Genomic DNA, 15,916 nt, shown 5'->3' on the forward strand with positions numbered 1-15,916 from the left:
ACCACCGTGGGTCACGCTGCAGGGATCGAACCCGGGCGGATCGGGTCGGCGTGGATCAGGCCGTCGCGGAGGTGAGGAAGCGGTCGTAGCCCTCGGCCTCGAGACGGTCGGCGAGCTCGGAGCCGCCCTCTTCGGCGATCCGGCCGTCGACGAACACGTGGACGAAGTCCGGCTTGATGTAGCGCAGGATCCGCGTGTAGTGCGTGATCAGCAGGACACCGGCGTCGGTGTTCTCCTTGACGCGGTTGACGCCCTCGGAGACGACCCGCAGCGCGTCGACGTCGAGTCCGGAGTCGGTCTCGTCGAGGATCGCGAACTTCGGCTTGAGCAGCTCGAGCTGGAGGATCTCGTGACGCTTCTTCTCACCACCGGAGAAGCCCTCGTTGACCGAGCGGTCAGCGAAGGAGGTGTCCATGCGCAGGGCTTCCATCGCGCCCTTGACGTCCTTGACCCACGTGCGCAGCGCCGGGGCCTGGCCGTCGATCGCGGTCTTGGCGGTCCGCAGGAAGTTCGTCACGGAGACGCCGGGAACCTCGACGGGGTACTGCATGGCCAGGAAGAGGCCCGCGCGAGCCCGTGCGTCGACGGTCATGGCGAGCACGTCCTCGCCGTCGAGCGTGACGGTCCCCGAGGTCACGGTGTACTTGGGGTGACCGGCCAGGGAGTACGCGAGGGTCGACTTGCCGGAGCCGTTGGGGCCCATGATCGCGTGCGTCTGGCCGCTGTTGATCGTGAGGTCGACGCCGCGCAGGATCTGCTTGGGGCCTTCTTTGGTCTCGACGCTGACGTGCAGGTCGTGGATTTCAAGACTGGACATGATCAGGTCTCCTAGGAAAAGGTCAGGGGGGCATCGACGTCGACGAGCACACGCTCGCCGTCGACGCTCAGGGGATAGACGGGCACGGGGCGGGTGGCCGGCAACGAAGTCGGCTGGCCCGTGCGGAGGTCGAACGTCGAACCGTGGAGCCAGCACTCGATGAAGCACCCCTCCACCTCGCCCTCGGACAACGACACCGCTCCGTGGGAGCAGATGTCCGAGATCGCGTGCAGCTCACCGTCGGAGTCGCGGACCACCGCGACCTCGACGGTCCCGCGCGCACCCTCGAGCTCGACACGCAGTGCCGATTCCGCGGGGACGTCGCCGGTCAGGCAGGCGAGCTGTGCGCTCATGCGGTCACCGGTGCGGTGCCTTCGATCACGGACATCGACTTGGACAGCTCGACCTCGATCGAGGCGAGCAGACGAGCCTCGATCGACTCCACGCCGATCGAGTGGATGAGCTCGGCGAAGAAGCCCCGGACAACCAGACGACGCGCCTCCCCCTCGGGGATCCCGCGTGCCTGCAGGTAGAAGAGCTGCTCGTCGTCGAATCGGCCGGTTGCGCTCGCGTGCCCGGCCCCTTCGATGAGCCCGGTCTCGATCTCGAGGTTGGGGACGGAGTCGGCGCGGGCGCCGTCGGAGAGCACGAGGTTGCGGTTCAGCTCGTACGTGTCGGTGCCTTCGGCTTCCTTGCGGATGAGGACGTCACCGACCCACACGGTGTGTGCGGCCTCGCCCTGCAGCGCGCCCTTGTAAGTCACGCGGGACTTGCACCTGGGCACGGCGTGGTCGACGAAGAGGCGGTGCTCCTGGTGCTGGCCGGCGTCGGCGAAGTACAGGCCGATCATCTCGACCTCGCCGCCCTCGCCGGTGAACTCGGCGTCGGGGGTCAGGCGGACGACGTCACCTCCGAGGGTGACGACGACGTGCTTGACCTTGGCGTCGCGGCCCAGGCGGATGCGGTGCGAGCTGGCGTGCACGGCCCCGGTCGCCCAGTCCTGGACGCTGACGACGGTCAGGTGGGCGCCGTCGTCGACGACGATCTCGACGGTCTCGGTCAGGGTCGCCGATCCGATGTGGTCCAGCAGGATCACGGACTCGCTCAACGCACCGGCGTGGATGAGCAGGTGGTTCGCGGTCGGAGTGTTGTTGATGCCCTCGACGCGGATCGACGTGACGGCCGAGGCGATGGCCTGGGCCGGCACGGTCACGACCGTGGCTTCCTTGATGGAGTTCCAGGCGGTGACCGCGGTGCGGTCCCCGGGAACGCCGGCCTTGCCGAGGCGCTCGTCGTCGCGGCCGACGATCTCGACCGTGACCTCGGGGGACTCGACCACGGTCGTGCGCACCCCGGAGGAGGCGAGGTCTGCGGCGAACAACGGCGCGAGCTTCGCGACCGGCGAGAAACGCCATTCTTCTTCGCGCCCGGAGGGGACGGTGATGACATCCAGGTCGAAGGAGGTCACGCGCTCGGCGCGCGACCCCTGCGGGGTGCCGCCGGTTCCGTGGGTGTGCGCGCCATCGGCCGCGGCACGGGAGTGGTCCGTGCTCAGGCCGGTGGGGGCGACGTCGGACGTGGTGGACTCTGTCTGTGTGCTGGTCATCAGCCGACGGACCCTTCCATCTGCAGTTCGATGAGGCGGTTGAGCTCGAGGGCGTACTCCATGGGCAGCTCGCGCGCGATGGGCTCGACGAACCCGCGCACGATCATGGCCATGGCCTCGGTCTCAGCCATTCCTCGGGACATGAGGTAGAACAGCTGCTCTTCGCTGACCCGCGAGACGGTGGCCTCGTGACCCATCGACACGTCGTCCTCGCGGACGTCGACATAGGGGTAGGTGTCCGAGCGGGAGATCTGGTCGACGAGCAGCGCGTCGCACAGCACGGTCGAGGCGGAGTGCTCGGCGCCCTCGAGCACCTGCACCAGCCCGCGGTAGGACGTGCGTCCACCGCCACGGGCCACAGACTTGCTCACGATGGACGACGACGTGTGCGGGGCCGCGTGCACCATCTTGGCGCCCGCGTCCTGGTGCTGGCCCTCGCCCGCGAAGGCGATGGACAGTGTCTCACCACGGGCGTGCTCGCCCATGAGGTAGATCGCCGGGTACTTCATGGTGACCTTGGAGCCGATGTTGCCGTCGACCCACTCCATCGTCGCGCCCTCAGCGGCCGTGGCGCGCTTGGTGACGAGGTTGTACACGTTGTTCGACCAGTTCTGGATGGTCGTGTACCGGACGCGGGCGTTCTTCTTGACGATGATCTCCACGACCGCGGAGTGCAGCGAGTCGGAGGAGTAGATCGGCGCGGTGCAGCCCTCGACATAGTGCACGTAGGAGCCCTCGTCCGCGATGATCAGCGTGCGCTCGAACTGGCCCATGTTCTCGGTGTTGATCCGGAAGTACGCCTGGAGCGGGATGTCCACGTGCACACCCGGGGGGACGTAGACGAAGGAGCCGCCCGACCACACGGCCGTGTTCAGCGCGGCGAACTTGTTGTCGCCCGCGGGGATGACCGAGCCAAAGTACTGCTCGAAGATCTCCGGGTACTCGCGCAGGCCGGTGTCGGTGTCGACGAAGATGACGCCCTGCTCCTCCAGGTCCTCACGGATCTGGTGGTAGACGACCTCGGACTCGTACTGAGCGGCCACGCCTGCGACCAGACGCTGCTTCTCCGCCTCGGGGATGCCCAGGCGGTCGTAGGTCTGCTTGATGTCGTCGGGGAGCTCGTCCCAGCTCGTCGCCTGCTTCTCGGTCGAGCGGACGAAGTACTTGATGTTGTCGAAGTCGATGCCCGAGAGGTCGGCGCCCCAGTTCGGCATGGGCTTCTTGTCGAAGAGCTTCAGGGACTTCAGGCGCAGCTTGAGCATCCACTCGGGCTCGTTCTTGAGCTCGGAGATGTTGCGGACGACGGACTCGTCCACGCCGCGCCGCGCGAGCCTGCCGGCGACGTCGCTGTCGTGCCAGCCGTAGCTGTACGAGCCGATCGAGTCGATGATCTCCTCGTCGCTCTGCTTCTCCGGCACGTTGGCCGTCTCTTGCGTCTGGGCGCTCATTGTGTTCCTTCCACGGACCGTTTGTTCACGGGCACTGCTGGGCATACGTCTGAAGCGGGTGCGGCTTGTTCTGCTGGTGAGTCGGACAGGATGTCAGCCCGCCGGTCGAGGTGATCGAGGGGGCGGCGACGACGCGACGGGGACGTTGGTCGTGCAGACGTGCCCCCCGTTCGCGAGCGTCACAAGTCGTTGGGTGTGCGAGCCAAGAAGTCTGGAGAAGGCCTGAGCCTCGGCGTCGCACAGCGCGGGGAACTGCGCGGCGACGTGCTGGACGGGGCAGTGCCCCTGGCACAGCTGGACGGTCACGGCCCCCGGCACAGGGCGCACGCTCGCGGCAAAACCGTCCGCGGAGAGGGCGTCGGCGAGCTGTTGCACGCGGCCCTCGACGTCGGGGGCGGTGATCTTGGGGGCGTACCGCTTCTCGAGGTCTTCCATCCGGCGCTGGGCGAAGTCTTCGATCGCCTCGTCCCCGGCCACGCTGGCCAGGAAGTGCAGCGCCTGGGTCGCGATGTCGGGGTACTCCCCCGTGCCTTCCGCGTGCGCCCGGTCCGTCGCGACGTAGGCGCGCGCCGGGCGGCCGCGGGCTCCGGTGGGGCGGCCGTCGTGCACGGCCACGAGACCGGACTCCTCAAGACAGCCGATGTGGCGCCGGATCCCGGCCGCCGTGAGGTGGAGCCTCGCGGCCAGCAGCACCGCGGTGACCGGACCGTCGGTCGTGATGAGCGCCAGCACCCGTGCGCGGGTCGTGGACTCGGGGTCAGCCGGGTCGAAGCGGTCGGGGCGGTCGGGCACAGGTGAAGTCATGCTCATGCCCAGCACCTCCCGTCGACTCGCGGACCGATCACACATTAGGCAACATCCTTATGGTCTAAATACATTCCCGCAAGGAAGGAAACCCTCACTTCGGCCTGTTACCGCGGCAATCCGGGCGACGACAGGCGGTGACATAGGACACGTCGGCCGTCCGGGGCGGCTTCGATCCCCCGCTCGGATGCGCACTAGACTCATCGATCGTGCCTTCCAACACCCCCGCAGTGGAGATCTCGGGCCTCATCAAGAGGTACGACGGTCGCGAGATCGTCCGAAGCCTCGACCTCGTGGCCCAGCGCGGGCAGGTCACTGCGGTGCTCGGCCCCAACGGCGCCGGCAAGACCACCACGATCGAGTGCTGCGAGGGACTGCGTGTGCCCGACGGCGGCACGGTCCGGGTGCTCGGCCTCGACCCGCTCACCCAGGGCGCCGAGCTGCGAGCCCGGGTGGGGGTCATGCTGCAGGACGGCGGGCTGCCCACCTCGGTGCGGGCGCTCGAGATGCTCACCCACGTGTCCTCGATGTACGCCGACCCCTGGGACGTGGGCGACCTCGTCGAACGTCTCGGCCTGGCCAGCTTCGCCCGGACCACGGTCCGGCGCCTCTCCGGCGGCCAACGCCAACGCCTGGCCCTCGCGGCCGCACTGGTCGGCCGGCCCGAGCTCGTGTTCCTCGACGAGCCGAGCGCGGGCATGGACCCGCAGAGCCGGCTCGCGGTGTGGGAGCTCATCCGGGCACTGCGCGCCCAGGGTGTGTCCGTGGTCCTCACGACCCACCTCATGGACGAGGCAGAAGACCTCGCCGACCAGGTGATCGTCGTCGACCACGGTCAGGTCATCGCGCAGGGCTCACCGGCCGAGCTGGTCGCCGCGGGCGGCCGGGGCTCGCTGACCTTCTGGGCCTCCCCGGGCCTGGAGACGTTGTCCCTGGCCGCGGCGCTCGGCGCGGGCGTGCAGGAGGCCGACCCCGGGTGCTACACGGTCACCGTGACCGTCGCGCCCGGGACGCTGGCCACGCTCACCCGGTGGTGCGCGGACCGCAACATCCTGCTCTCCCGGCTCACCACTGGCCGGCGCAACCTCGAGGACGTCTTCCTCGACCTCACCGGACGGAGCCTGCGATGACCTCGCCCACCGCCTCAAGCAACGTCCCCGGCACGCTGCGTCCCGTCCCGGCGCCCAGCACGGCCGGTGCGGCCTCGCCCCGGCGCCGGATCGTCGCCCAGTCCGCCTTCGAGGCGAAGATGATCCTGCGCAACGGCGAGCAGCTCATGGTCACGATCCTGCTCCCGGTGATGGCGCTCGTGGGCCTGTCCCAGACGTCCATCATCGACCTCGACACGGCCGGGCGGTCCCGGATCGACTTCGTCACGCCCGGCGTGATCGCCCTCGCCGTGATGAGCGCCGCGTTCACGTCCCAGGCCATCGCGACCGCCTTCGACCGGCGCAACGGGGTGCTCCGGCTCATGGCCACGACCCCGCTGGGCCGCGGCGGCCTGCTCTCCTCGAAGATCATCGGGGTGCTCACCGTCGAGGCCGTCCAGGTCGTCGTGATCTCGGCCGTCGCGCTCGTGCTCGGGTGGCGACCGGATCCGGTGGGGATTCCGCTGGCCCTGCTGGCTGTGCTGCTCGGCACGGCCGCATTCACCTCGCTGGCCATGCTGCTCGCCGGCACGCTGCGCGCCGAGGGTGTCCTCGCCGTCGCGAACATCGTGCTCGTGCTGCTCACTGTCGGCGGGGCGGTCCTGGTCCCCGCCGACCAGCTGCCCGACGCCCTGCGTCACGTGGCCCTGCTGCTGCCCTCGGGAGCGCTCGGAGAGGCCTTGCGCGGCGCGTTCTTCGGCGCGACCATCCCGGCCTTCTCGTTGGTGGTCCTGCTGGCCTGGACGGCGGGGCTGGGCTGGGGAGCCGGCAAGCTCTTCAAGTGGCACTGACCGGCCCGACGACGGCCACCTCGGCACTCGCCTCTGCACTCACCTCGGCGCCCGCCTCTATGCTCACCTCGGCGCCCGCTCCGGCGGACACATCTCACATCTCGCGGGTGCGTGTCCGGCGAGCGTGGACCGCTACGGTAGTTCCGTGAGCACCTCAACCACGCCGCCGCGCACGACCGCCTCCTCGCCGAAGCGCTCGTGGTCGGCCGTCGCCCTGCGATGGACCCGCCCGGCGATCATCGCGAACCTGGTCGGACAGATCATCATCGTCGGCACGGGCGGCGCGGTGCGCCTGACCGGCTCCGGCCTGGGCTGCTCCACCTGGCCCATGTGCGAGCCCGGGGAGTTCACCCCGTCCCTGCACGACGCCTCCTCGATCCACCCCTTCATCGAATTCGGGAACCGGACCCTCACCGGCGTGCTCGGGGTCCTGGCGATCGCCGTCGCCCTCCTGGTCTGGACCAACCGCTCCCGCTCGCTGTCCTACCGGCTGCTGGGACTGACGCCCCTGCTCGGGGTGGTCGCGCAGGCCGTGATCGGCGGGATCACCGTGCTGGTGGACCTGCACCCGGCGATCGTCGGGGGGCATCTACTCATCTCGATGGCTCTCGTGGCCGTCTCGGCGATCCTGCTCGACCGGTCCGCGGAAGGCGACGCCCCACCCGTCTCGCTCGTGGCACCCCGCACCCGCGTGGCCACCTGGCTGCTCGAGATCGCCCTCGTCCCGGTCCTTGTGCTCGGGGTCGTGGTGACCGGCGCGGGCCCGCACTCCGGCGACTCCGAGGACGGCTACCGCTTCGCCTTCGACCCCGCGCACGTGACGAAGTTCCACGCCGGGTTCGTCTGGCTGTTCATCGCGCTGCTCGCCGTCCTGACCGTGCTCGTGTGGCGGACCCAGCCCCCGCTGACCAAGGCCCGCCGGGTGATCGCGCTGCTCGCCGTCCTGACCCTGGCCCAGGGCGCGATCGGCTACGTCCAGTACTTCACCGGACTGCCCGAGATCCTCGTCGGGCTGCACATGCTGGGCGCCGCCACCCTGACCGCCGGCGCCGCACGCGTGCCGCTCGCGCTGCGCACCCGCGCGGACGTGGACCTGAGCGGCAAGGACGCCACGCGCGCCTGAGTGCGCGCCGTCGGGCAGCTCCGCGGCTCAGCTCACGGCGTCGCTGGCGGCGGCCAGCACGACCGGGTCGGCGCACCCGCGCGCGAAGCCAGCGATCCGCCGCTCGATGTCCCGGCGCAGCACCACTACGCCGATCCGCTCGGCGAGCGGGGCCAGCCACGCGGGTCGGCAGGAGAAGTTGTAGCGCCACACCGCGCGCGTCCCACCCGAGGGATGGGGCTCAAAGCGCCAGCCGGCGGCCATGACCGAGAAGAACCACGGCCCGGTGACCATCTTCATCCCGACCGTCGTCGGCGGGCGGTAGGAGACGTACTGGCTGACCATCCGCAGGCCCAGGCGGTGCTGGGTGAGCGTCCGCACCCCGGTCGCGGGGGCCGGTGCGCCGTCGAGGAAGGACTGTCGGCGGATGAACGGGTCCCAGCGCAGCCGGACTGCTCCGGTCGTCTGGGACACCGCGAAGGCCAGTGCCGGTTCGAGCGGGACCACGACGGAGGACTCGACGATGGGCATGACGCCCATGGTGCCACGACCCTCCCACCCTGGACCCCGACCTGTCGGGCCCCCCGTCTAGACTGACCGCGTGCCATCGTCGAACCCACCTCCCGCTCGCGCCGCAGTCCTGGGTCCGATCACACTCCTCGATCCCGAGCCGGTCCCTCTCACGGGCGCGCTGGTCCGGGCGCTGCTGGTCGCCCTGGCCCTTGAGCGCGGGCACGCCGCGACCATTGCCGCCCTCACAGCCGACCTCTGGCCCGAGCTCCCACCGCACGCTCCCCGGTCGGCGCTGCAGACCCTCGTCTCCCGCACCCGCGCCCTGACCGCTGGCTCGCTCATCGCCTCCACCCCGACCGGGTACCGCCTGACCGGACCGAGCGACCTCGATGAGGCACACGACCTCGCCGTCGCCGCCCGCGCTGCTCTCGACGCCGGACGCGCCGACGCCGGTGCGGATCTCGCACTGCAAGGCCTCGCCCTCTGGCGCGGTGACCCGGGAGAGGATCTGGCCCAGCACCCCGAACTTGCCCTGCAGCTGCGCACCGCCTCACGCGGTCTCCTCGACTCCCTCGACCGCGTGCTGCTTGAGGCGGACTGGGCTCGAGGCAATCTCTCAGCGGCGCTCCCCCGCGCCGAGCGGCAGGCTGTGAACAATCCCACGGACGAGCTCGCCCACCTGATCCTCATGCGCTGCTACGCCGACGCCGGTCGTGTCAACGACGCGCTCCGGGTGTTCGCCGTCCTGCGCGACGCTGTTGCGGACGAGCTCGGCACCTCCCCGGGGGCCGCGCTCATCAACCTCAACTCCTCGCTCCTGCAGGATCCTCAGACGGACTTGAACGCTCCACCGGCGCCGCCCACCACGGCCGCGACCGGTCCCCAAACCCCCGCTGCCCGCCACATCGGGCTGCGCACCCCGCCCAACGCGCTGCTGGGGCGTGACCACGACGTCGCCCACCTGGTCGAGGCACTGGGCCGGGAGCGCCTCGTGACGATCCTCGGGCCCGGCGGGCTCGGCAAGACACGGCTGGCCCAGGCGGTAGCCCAGCACGAGAGCCTCGACGCACAGGCCGTGGTGGTCGTCGAGCTCGCGGGAATCCGGGCCGACGAGGATGTCCTCGGGGCCGTCGCCTCGACGTTGGGCGTACGCGAAGAGACCGGCGGGCAGCGCCTGGGCGACCACCTGCTGCGAGCCGATGCAGCGACCCGAGTGCTGGAGCGCCTGAGCGAGACCCGCACCCTCCTCGTGCTCGACAACTGTGAGCACGTCGTCGACGGCGCGGCCCGGTGGGCGAGCGAGCTGCTTGCGGGGGTCCCCTCCCTGGCGATCCTCGCCACGAGCCGGTCCCCGCTCGCGGTGTCCGGTGAGAACCTGCACTCCTTGGCCCCCTTGGCCGCACTGGCCAGCGGCGGCCCGGGGCCGGCGGTCCAGCTGTTCCTCGAGCGGGCGCGAGGCGTCCGCCCCGATGCCCACCTGCCGCTCCGTGCCGTGGCGCAGCTCTGCGAGCGTCTGGACGGTCTCCCGCTCGCGATCGAGCTCGCCGCCGCCCGGGTGCGCACGATGTCCGTCGAGGAGATCTCCCGGCGTCTCACGGCACGGTTCGCGCTGCTGACCGCGGGCGACCGGTCCGCCCCCGTGCGCCACCGCACGCTCGAGGCGGTGATCGACTGGAGCTGGCAGCTGCTCACCCGCCAGGACCAGGACGTGCTCGCCCGGCTGTCCATCTTCCCCGACGGTCTCGACGCCGCAGGGGCTCAGGTCGTCGGCACGCTCGGGCGCCTGGCCGTCGCTGACGACTCGGTCGAGATCGTGGATGCCTTGGACGGGCTGGTCAACCAGTCCCTGCTGACTGTCGCCGAGGCGCCCGGGGCCGTGTCGGTGCGGTTCCGGATGCTCGAGACGGTCCGAGAGTTCGCCGCGCTCCGCCTCGCGGAGGCCGGTGAGAACGACCAAGCTCGCGATGCGCTCTTCGCGTGGGCTGTGGGCTTCACCCGTCTGCATGCCGGGCACCTGACCGGCCCTGGCCAGGTCCAGGCGATGGCGGCCACGCAGGTCGAGCAGGACACCCTCGTGCACGTGCTCCGTCGCGGGATCGCCGAGCGACGCGGCGACGTGATCCTGCCGGTCTTTTCCTTGCTCGCGATGCACTGGACCCTGCGGGGGATGCACAGCGAGATCCCGGCGCTGGCCCCGGAGGTGACGAGCGCGCTCGTGGGCTGGTCAGTCTCCCCGGCCGACGCCGACGCCGCCGCGATGGCCTATCTCCTCATGGTCGCCACGGCCTTCGGCTCGTCCACGATGCAGGCGCGCCGGGCGCTCGGACGGCTTCGCCGCCTCGTCCGGACCCCAGGTCTGCTCTCGGGCGCCGTCCGAGAGCTTGCCGAGCTGGTTCTGGGGTCGACTGACCTCACGGCCACGGCGACGGCCCTGGTCACGAGCCATCGTTCGGTCCACCCTTTCGTCGCGATGGTGGGGAACATCGCGAGCGCACAGCTCGCCGAGAACGCCGGCGAATACGACCAGGCGCGCGAGTTCGCCGAGCGGGCGCACCAGGTGGCGCTCGGCGCCGACGACGTCTGGGGAGCGGCGACGTCGGCGACCGTGCTGGCTCAGCTCGCGAGCGAGGAGGGCGACCCGCACCAGGCGTTGCACTGGATCGAACTCACCCGGGACGGACTCGCGCGACTCGGCGCCGACGCGGACCTCAGCCAGCTCCGCTGGCTCGAGGCGTCGAGCCTCGCCTCGACGGGTCAGCTCGACGCCGCAGAGCGCATGTTCACCGCGCTGTGCACGAGCGAGAACGGACCCGCGGTGATCAACGGCGCGGAGCTCGTCGACATGGCGAGCGTCGGGTACGCGGGCCGGGCCGAGGTCGCCTACCTGCGCGGCCACCTTGACGAGGCGATGAGCTTGTACGTGGCCGCGCAGACCGCGCTGGGAGCCAAGACACAGCGGCTCTCGCCGTTGTCGACCATGTTCCTCGCCGGGTCTGTCAGCATCGCTCTGCTCTCCGGCGACCCGAGGGCGGAGAGCTTCGCTGTTGAGCTGCGCACTCGGGTGCTCGCCGCGCGGAGGGTGACCGCGCCATTCATCGACGTCCCGGTCCTGGGCACGGCCGTCGTGGCACTGGGTGCTTACCTCGTCCATTCCCCGTCCTGGGACCGGGTCGACGACGGGCTGTTCTTGCTGGCCCTCGCCAAGCGCATGGGCTCGCGCCAGGACCTTCCGTCCCTGCAGTGGGCCGTGCACGACGCCGACGCGCGGCGCCTGCACGGCACTTATCGCGTCGAGACGGCCAACGCCGCAGCGACCGAGCTGGCCATGGCGGACGTCGTCGGCCAGGTCTTCACGGTGCTGCGGCGCAAGCCCTTCCGGGTCTGACCTTCAGCGCAGGTGCGGTCACACCGAGCGGGAGTACCTGCGGACCGCGAGCGGGGCGAAGATGGCGATGACCACCGCGCAGGCGAAGAGGGCCCATCCCACCTCGGCCCCGACCGTCCCGTTGTTCGCGAGGTCCCGGACGGCCGTGACGATGTGGGACACCGGGTTGACCTTGACGAAGGTCTGGAGCCAGCTCGGAAGCGTGTCGACCGTGACGAAGGCGTTCGAGAGGAACGTGAGGGGGAACATGATCATCATGGAGATCCCCTGAACGCTCGTGGCCGAGCGCGCGATGGTCCCGAGCCAGGCGAAGATCCACGCGAGCGACCAGCCTGCGACGACGACGAGCAGGATTGCTCCGGACACTCCCCAGACGCCTCCGCCGGGGCGGTACCCCATGAGGATCCCGGTGAAGAACGTCAATGTCGCAGCGATGAAGTAGCGCAGCAGGTCAGCAACCATAGGCCCGGCGATCGGCGCCGTCCGAGCGATGGGCAGCGACTTGAACCGATCGAAGACACCCTTGTCCATGTCCTCGCGCAGCTTGACGCCCGTGGCCATGCAGGCCGTGAGCGAGGTCTGGGCGAGGATGCCGGGGATGAGAAGAGGCAGGTAGTCTGCGACGCTCCCTGAGATCGCCCCTCCGAAGATGTAGGCGAACATAGCCGTGAACAGGAGCGGCTGGACGATCACGTCGAAGAGCTGTTCGGGGTTGCGCTGCATGGTCTTGAGTGCCCGCCATGCGAGCGAGAAGGTCTGTGACAGACCGGCGCTGAGGGTGACGTGGGGTGTGGTCCGTGCGGCCGGATCGGTCGCCACAGCCGCAGGGGCGAGGGTTGAGGTGGTCATCAGTGTGTCTCCTGCACGGTCGAGGACGTCGGGTCGTTCTGCTCGTCGGGGACCCCGCTGCCGGTGAGCGCGAGGAACACCTCGTCGAGGCTGGGCTTGCTCACCTGGAGCGATGCGACGCTGATCGATGCGGCGCGCAGGGCGACAAGAACGTCACCCGCCTTGTCCGCTGCCGGGAGCGGGACGGTGATGCGTCCCTGCTCTGGTGCCAGGTGCACCTCGGTCCCGAGGACCGCTTCGATGACGCGGGCGGCCTCGGCGCCCTGGACGGCGCTGGCCACGTCGAGCTGGAGCGTGGACACACCCACAGAGGACTTGAGCTCGTCGGGGGTGCCCTCGGCGACGGTCCGGCCGTGGTCGATCACGGCGATGCGGTCAGCGAGCTGGTCTGCCTCGTCGAGGTACTGGGTGGTCAGCAGGACCGTCGCCCCGTCGGCCACGAGCGACCGGATGGTCGTCCACATCTGGCCGCGGGTCCGCGGGTCAAGTCCGGTCGTCGGCTCGTCGAGGAAGATGAGCGGTGGGCGGGTGATGAGGCTGGCCGCGAGGTCGAGGCGGCGCCGCATACCTCCTGAGAACTTCGCCAACGGCTTGTTGGCGGCTTCCTCGAGCGCAAACTGGGTGAGCAGGTCGTCTGCCGTCGAACGCGCCTGGGCGCGGCTCAGACCCTGCAGGCGGCCAAAGAGGCGGAGGTTCTCGAGTGCAGTGAGCCCTTCGTCGACCGAGGCATACTGGCCGGTCAGGCCGATGAGCTGGCGCACGACGTGCGGGGACCTGGCGACGTCGACCCCGAAGATCTGGGCCACGCCGCTGTCGATGTCGAGGAGGGTCGCGAGCATGCGGAGCACGGTCGTCTTGCCTGCGCCGTTCGGTCCGAGAACACCGAAGATCTCGCCTTCGGCGACGTCGAGGCAAATGTTGTCGACGGCACGGGTCTCACCGAAGGTCTTCACGAGATCTTCTGTGTGGACTGCGAGCCGGGAACCGGCCGGGGGCCGGGAGGAGATGAGTTCCTGGGTCTGTGTCATGGGAACAACGATGACCCCAGGTGCTTTCAGGGCACTGTCACCGCACTGTCACGGCATTGTCACGATTCCCTCGTGCGCTGTCACGGACTCCGACGGTCCGGGACAGCTACAGCCCTGTCAGCCCCGGCGCTCGGGCCACGGCGCGTCGGCCGGGCGCAGGCTGGCCCACCCGCCGGCCTTCGACACGGCCGCGGCGAGCAGTCCTACGACCGCCGAGGGGTTGTGGACGTCCCCGGCCAGCACGGCCGCGACGGCCTCGTCGAGGGGGACCCAGCGCGTGCTGATGTCGGCTTCTTCGTCCTCGCGGACGTGCCGATCGGCCTCGGGGACCGGCGACGTGCCGCGGGCCAGGAACACCCGCAGCGCCTCGTTGCTGCCGCCCGGGGTCGTGAAGTAGTCCACGAGCACGTGCCAGGACGCGGCCACGAGGTCGGCCTCCTCGGCGAGCTCACGTGCGGCGGCAAGCTGCGCTGACTCTCCGGGCAGGTCGAGCAGACCGGCCGGCGGCTCCCACAGCTCACGCCGGACCGGGTGCCGGTACTGCTTGAGCAGCAGCACCCGGTCGGCGTCGTCGAGCACGATGACCGCGACCGCGCCCGGGTGGTCGATGTACTCACGGCGCACCCGCGCGCGGCCGAGGTCGACCTCGTCGCTCACCAGGTCGAAGATCCGACCGGCATGGACGACGTCGTGGCTCAGCACGGCGCGAGGGGCACTGACATCGGAGATCGTCACACCCACACGCCCTGACGGTCCAGGGCGGCCTTGACCAGACCGGCGAACAGCGGGTGCGCGCGGGTCGGGCGGGACTTGAACTCGGGGTGAGCCTGGGTGGAGATGTAGTACGGGTGCACGGTCTTGGGCAGCTCGACGAACTCGACGAGGGACCCGTCCGGCGACGTGCCGCTGAACACGAGGCCAGCCTCTTCGAGCTGGGCCCGGTAGGTGTTGTTGACCTCATAGCGGTGGCGGTGCCGCTCGGAGACGAGCTCGGCGCCGTAGACCTGCGCGGCGACCGACCCGGGGGCCAGTGCGGCGTCGTAGGCACCCAGTCGCATCGTGCCGCCGAGGTCGCCCGCTCCGTCGACGAAGCTCTCCTGCTCGGCCATCGTGGCGATCACGGGGTACTTGGTGTCCGGGTCGAACTCCGAGGACGACGCCCCCTCCAGCCCGACGACGTTGCGTGCGTACTCCATGACCATGGACTGCAGGCCGAGGCAGATGCCGAGGGTAGGGACGCCGCCCTCGCGAGCCCAGCGCAGCGCGCCGAGCTTGCCCTCGATGCCGCGGACGCCGAAGCCACCGGGGATGAGGATCGCGTCGACGCCGCCGAGGGACGCCTCGGCCCCCTCGGGGGTCTGGCACTCGTCGGAGGGGACCCACCGAATGACAACCTTGGCGTCGTTGGCGAAGCCGCCGGCTCGCAGCGCCTCGGTGACCGAGAGGTAGGCGTCGGGCAGGTCGATGTACTTGCCGACGAGGGCGATCTCCACGCGGTGCTCCGGCTCGTGCACCCGCTCGAGCAGCTCGGACCACCCGTCCCAGTCCACGTCGTGCGCGGTCAGGCCGAGGCGACGCACGACATAGGAGTCGAGGCCCTCGGCGTGGATGACCCGGGGGATGTCGTAGATGCTGGGCGCGTCCTTGCAGGTGATGACGGCCTCGTTGTCGACGTCGCACATGAGCGAGATCTTGCGCTTGATGGACTCCGGCACGTCCCGGTCGGCCCGCAGGACGATCGCGTCAGGCTGGATGCCGATGCTGCGCAGCGCGGCGACGGAGTGCTGGGTCGGCTTCGTCTTGAGCTCACCGCTCGGGCCGATGTACGGCACGAGGGAGACGTGCAGGAAGAAGACGTCGTCGCGACCGAGCTCGTGGCGGACCTGGCGGGCGGCCTCGAGGAAGGGCTGGGACTCGATGTCACCGACCGTGCCACCGATCTCGGTGATGATGATGTCGACGTCGTCGCTCGCCTGGGCGCGCATGCGGCGCTTGATCTCGTCGGTGATGTGCGGGATGACCTGGACGGTGTCGCCGAGGTATTCGCCTCGGCGCTCCTTCGCGATGACCTGGGAGTAGACCTGCCCGGTCGTGACGTTCGCGGCGGCCGCCAGGTTGACGTCGAGGAACCGCTCGTAGTGCCCGATGTCGAGGTCGGTCTCGGTGCCGTCTTCGGTGACGAAGACCTCGCCGTGCTGGAAGGGATTCATGGTGCCCGGATCCACATTGAGATAGGGATCGAGCTTCTGCATGGTGACCCGCAGACCGCGGGACCGAAGCAGACGACCGAGGCTGGACGCCGTCAATCCCTTACCCAGGGAGGAGGCGACACCCCCGGTCACGAAGATGTGCCGTGTCGTCGATTCCGACGCGACTTGGTTGCTGGACTGAAGCCTGTTCACATGGTCTGCCACGGGGTTCCACT

The 15,916-nt window shown here is 69.9% G+C and carries 14 protein-coding genes; 4 read left to right on the forward strand and 10 right to left on the reverse strand.

Annotated elements, in window-relative coordinates:
* Positions 1-55 precede the first annotated feature (55 nt).
* The 5 genes from sufC to BLQ50_RS14325 form a co-directional block, all read right to left on the reverse strand.
* A complete protein-coding gene (gene sufC, locus BLQ50_RS14305; RefSeq protein ID WP_093184928.1) occupies positions 56-817 on the reverse strand; it encodes a Fe-S cluster assembly ATPase SufC in 762 nt (253 codons plus the stop codon).
* An 11-nt stretch (positions 818-828) separates the two neighbouring features.
* Positions 829-1,170 carry a non-heme iron oxygenase ferredoxin subunit gene (locus BLQ50_RS14310; RefSeq protein ID WP_093184930.1) on the reverse strand — a complete coding sequence of 114 codons (342 nt, stop codon included), beginning with the start codon at positions 1,168-1,170 and terminating at the stop codon, positions 829-831.
* Positions 1,167-2,423 (reverse strand): Fe-S cluster assembly protein SufD, encoded by a 1,257-nt coding sequence (sufD, locus tag BLQ50_RS14315; RefSeq protein WP_093184933.1) that lies wholly within the window; start codon positions 2,421-2,423, stop codon positions 1,167-1,169. The genes BLQ50_RS14310 and sufD overlap by 4 nt, the downstream gene beginning before the upstream one ends.
* On the reverse strand, positions 2,423-3,871 hold the full coding sequence (gene sufB, locus BLQ50_RS14320) for a Fe-S cluster assembly protein SufB (protein ID WP_093184936.1): 1,449 nt from the start codon (positions 3,869-3,871) through the stop codon (positions 2,423-2,425). Before sufB ends, sufD begins: the two co-directional genes overlap by 1 nt.
* A 93-nt stretch (positions 3,872-3,964) precedes the next feature.
* A complete protein-coding gene (locus BLQ50_RS14325) occupies positions 3,965-4,681 on the reverse strand; it encodes a helix-turn-helix transcriptional regulator (RefSeq protein ID WP_093184938.1) in 717 nt (238 codons plus the stop codon).
* A gap of 203 nt (positions 4,682-4,884) precedes the next feature.
* On the opposite strand from BLQ50_RS14325, the gene BLQ50_RS14330 reads away from it, so the two are divergent.
* From BLQ50_RS14330 to BLQ50_RS14340, 3 genes are all read left to right on the forward strand, one after another.
* Positions 4,885-5,805 carry an ABC transporter ATP-binding protein gene (locus BLQ50_RS14330; protein WP_093184941.1) on the forward strand — a complete coding sequence of 307 codons (921 nt, stop codon included), beginning with the start codon at positions 4,885-4,887 and terminating at the stop codon, positions 5,803-5,805.
* Positions 5,802-6,614: an ABC transporter permease gene (locus BLQ50_RS14335; protein WP_093184943.1), complete on the forward strand. Its 813-nt coding sequence runs from the start codon at positions 5,802-5,804 to the stop codon at positions 6,612-6,614. The genes BLQ50_RS14330 and BLQ50_RS14335 overlap by 4 nt, the downstream gene beginning before the upstream one ends.
* Positions 6,615-6,759: 145 nt before the next feature.
* Positions 6,760-7,737: a COX15/CtaA family protein gene (locus BLQ50_RS14340; protein ID WP_093184946.1), complete on the forward strand. Its 978-nt coding sequence runs from the start codon at positions 6,760-6,762 to the stop codon at positions 7,735-7,737.
* A 27-nt stretch (positions 7,738-7,764) separates the two neighbouring features.
* On the opposite strand, the gene BLQ50_RS14345 is transcribed toward BLQ50_RS14340, so the two are convergent.
* Entirely contained in the window at positions 7,765-8,247 is a 483-nt protein-coding gene (locus BLQ50_RS14345; protein ID WP_093185062.1) for an SRPBCC family protein, read from the reverse strand.
* Positions 8,248-8,317: 70 nt separating this feature from the next.
* Between BLQ50_RS14345 and BLQ50_RS14350 the strand changes: the two genes are divergently transcribed.
* A complete protein-coding gene (locus BLQ50_RS14350) occupies positions 8,318-11,614 on the forward strand; it encodes an ATP-binding protein (protein ID WP_093184948.1) in 3,297 nt (1,098 codons plus the stop codon).
* Positions 11,615-11,632: 18 nt separating this feature from the next.
* Here BLQ50_RS14350 and BLQ50_RS14355 read toward each other — a convergent pair whose 3' ends face one another.
* The 4 genes from BLQ50_RS14355 to BLQ50_RS14370 all read right to left on the reverse strand — a co-directional run bounded on the left by BLQ50_RS14355 (position 11,633) and on the right by BLQ50_RS14370 (position 15,905).
* The gene (locus tag BLQ50_RS14355; protein WP_093184950.1) at positions 11,633-12,463 is read right to left on the reverse strand and encodes an ABC transporter permease; all 831 of its coding nucleotides are present in this window, start codon (positions 12,461-12,463) and stop codon (positions 11,633-11,635) included.
* Positions 12,463-13,491, reverse strand: coding sequence for an ATP-binding cassette domain-containing protein (locus BLQ50_RS14360; protein WP_093184952.1), 1,029 nt, complete (start codon positions 13,489-13,491; stop codon positions 12,463-12,465). Before BLQ50_RS14360 ends, BLQ50_RS14355 begins: the two co-directional genes overlap by 1 nt.
* Positions 13,492-13,608: 117 nt before the next feature.
* Positions 13,609-14,226 (reverse strand): NUDIX domain-containing protein, encoded by a 618-nt coding sequence (locus tag BLQ50_RS14365; protein ID WP_093185065.1) that lies wholly within the window; start codon positions 14,224-14,226, stop codon positions 13,609-13,611.
* A complete protein-coding gene (locus tag BLQ50_RS14370) occupies positions 14,223-15,905 on the reverse strand; it encodes a CTP synthase (protein WP_093184954.1) in 1,683 nt (560 codons plus the stop codon). Before BLQ50_RS14370 ends, BLQ50_RS14365 begins: the two co-directional genes overlap by 4 nt.
* Positions 15,906-15,916: the final 11 nt, after the last annotated feature.

This window comes from Sanguibacter gelidistatuariae, assembly GCF_900096585.1.
In the GTDB taxonomy this organism is placed as follows: Bacteria; Actinomycetota; Actinomycetes; order Actinomycetales; family Cellulomonadaceae; genus Sanguibacter; species Sanguibacter gelidistatuariae.

Excerpts from the sequence above, each read along its gene's own strand:
- BLQ50_RS14345 (WP_093185062.1), bottom strand. The coding sequence starts at position 8,247 with ATGCCCATCGTCGAGTCCTCCGTCGTGGTCCCGCTCGAACCGGCACTG.
- BLQ50_RS14325 (WP_093184938.1), bottom strand. The coding sequence starts at position 4,681 with ATGAGCATGACTTCACCTGTGCCCGACCGCCCCGACCGCTTCGACCCG.
- BLQ50_RS14335 (WP_093184943.1), top strand. The coding sequence starts at position 5,802 with ATGACCTCGCCCACCGCCTCAAGCAACGTCCCCGGCACGCTGCGTCCC.
- BLQ50_RS14355 (WP_093184950.1), bottom strand. The coding sequence starts at position 12,463 with ATGACCACCTCAACCCTCGCCCCTGCGGCTGTGGCGACCGATCCGGCC.
- sufD (WP_093184933.1), bottom strand. The coding sequence starts at position 2,423 with ATGACCAGCACACAGACAGAGTCCACCACGTCCGACGTCGCCCCCACC.
- BLQ50_RS14360 (WP_093184952.1), bottom strand. The coding sequence starts at position 13,491 with ATGACACAGACCCAGGAACTCATCTCCTCCCGGCCCCCGGCCGGTTCC.
- sufB (WP_093184936.1), bottom strand. The coding sequence starts at position 3,871 with ATGAGCGCCCAGACGCAAGAGACGGCCAACGTGCCGGAGAAGCAGAGC.
- sufC (WP_093184928.1), bottom strand. The coding sequence starts at position 817 with ATGTCCAGTCTTGAAATCCACGACCTGCACGTCAGCGTCGAGACCAAA.
- BLQ50_RS14310 (WP_093184930.1), bottom strand. The coding sequence starts at position 1,170 with ATGAGCGCACAGCTCGCCTGCCTGACCGGCGACGTCCCCGCGGAATCG.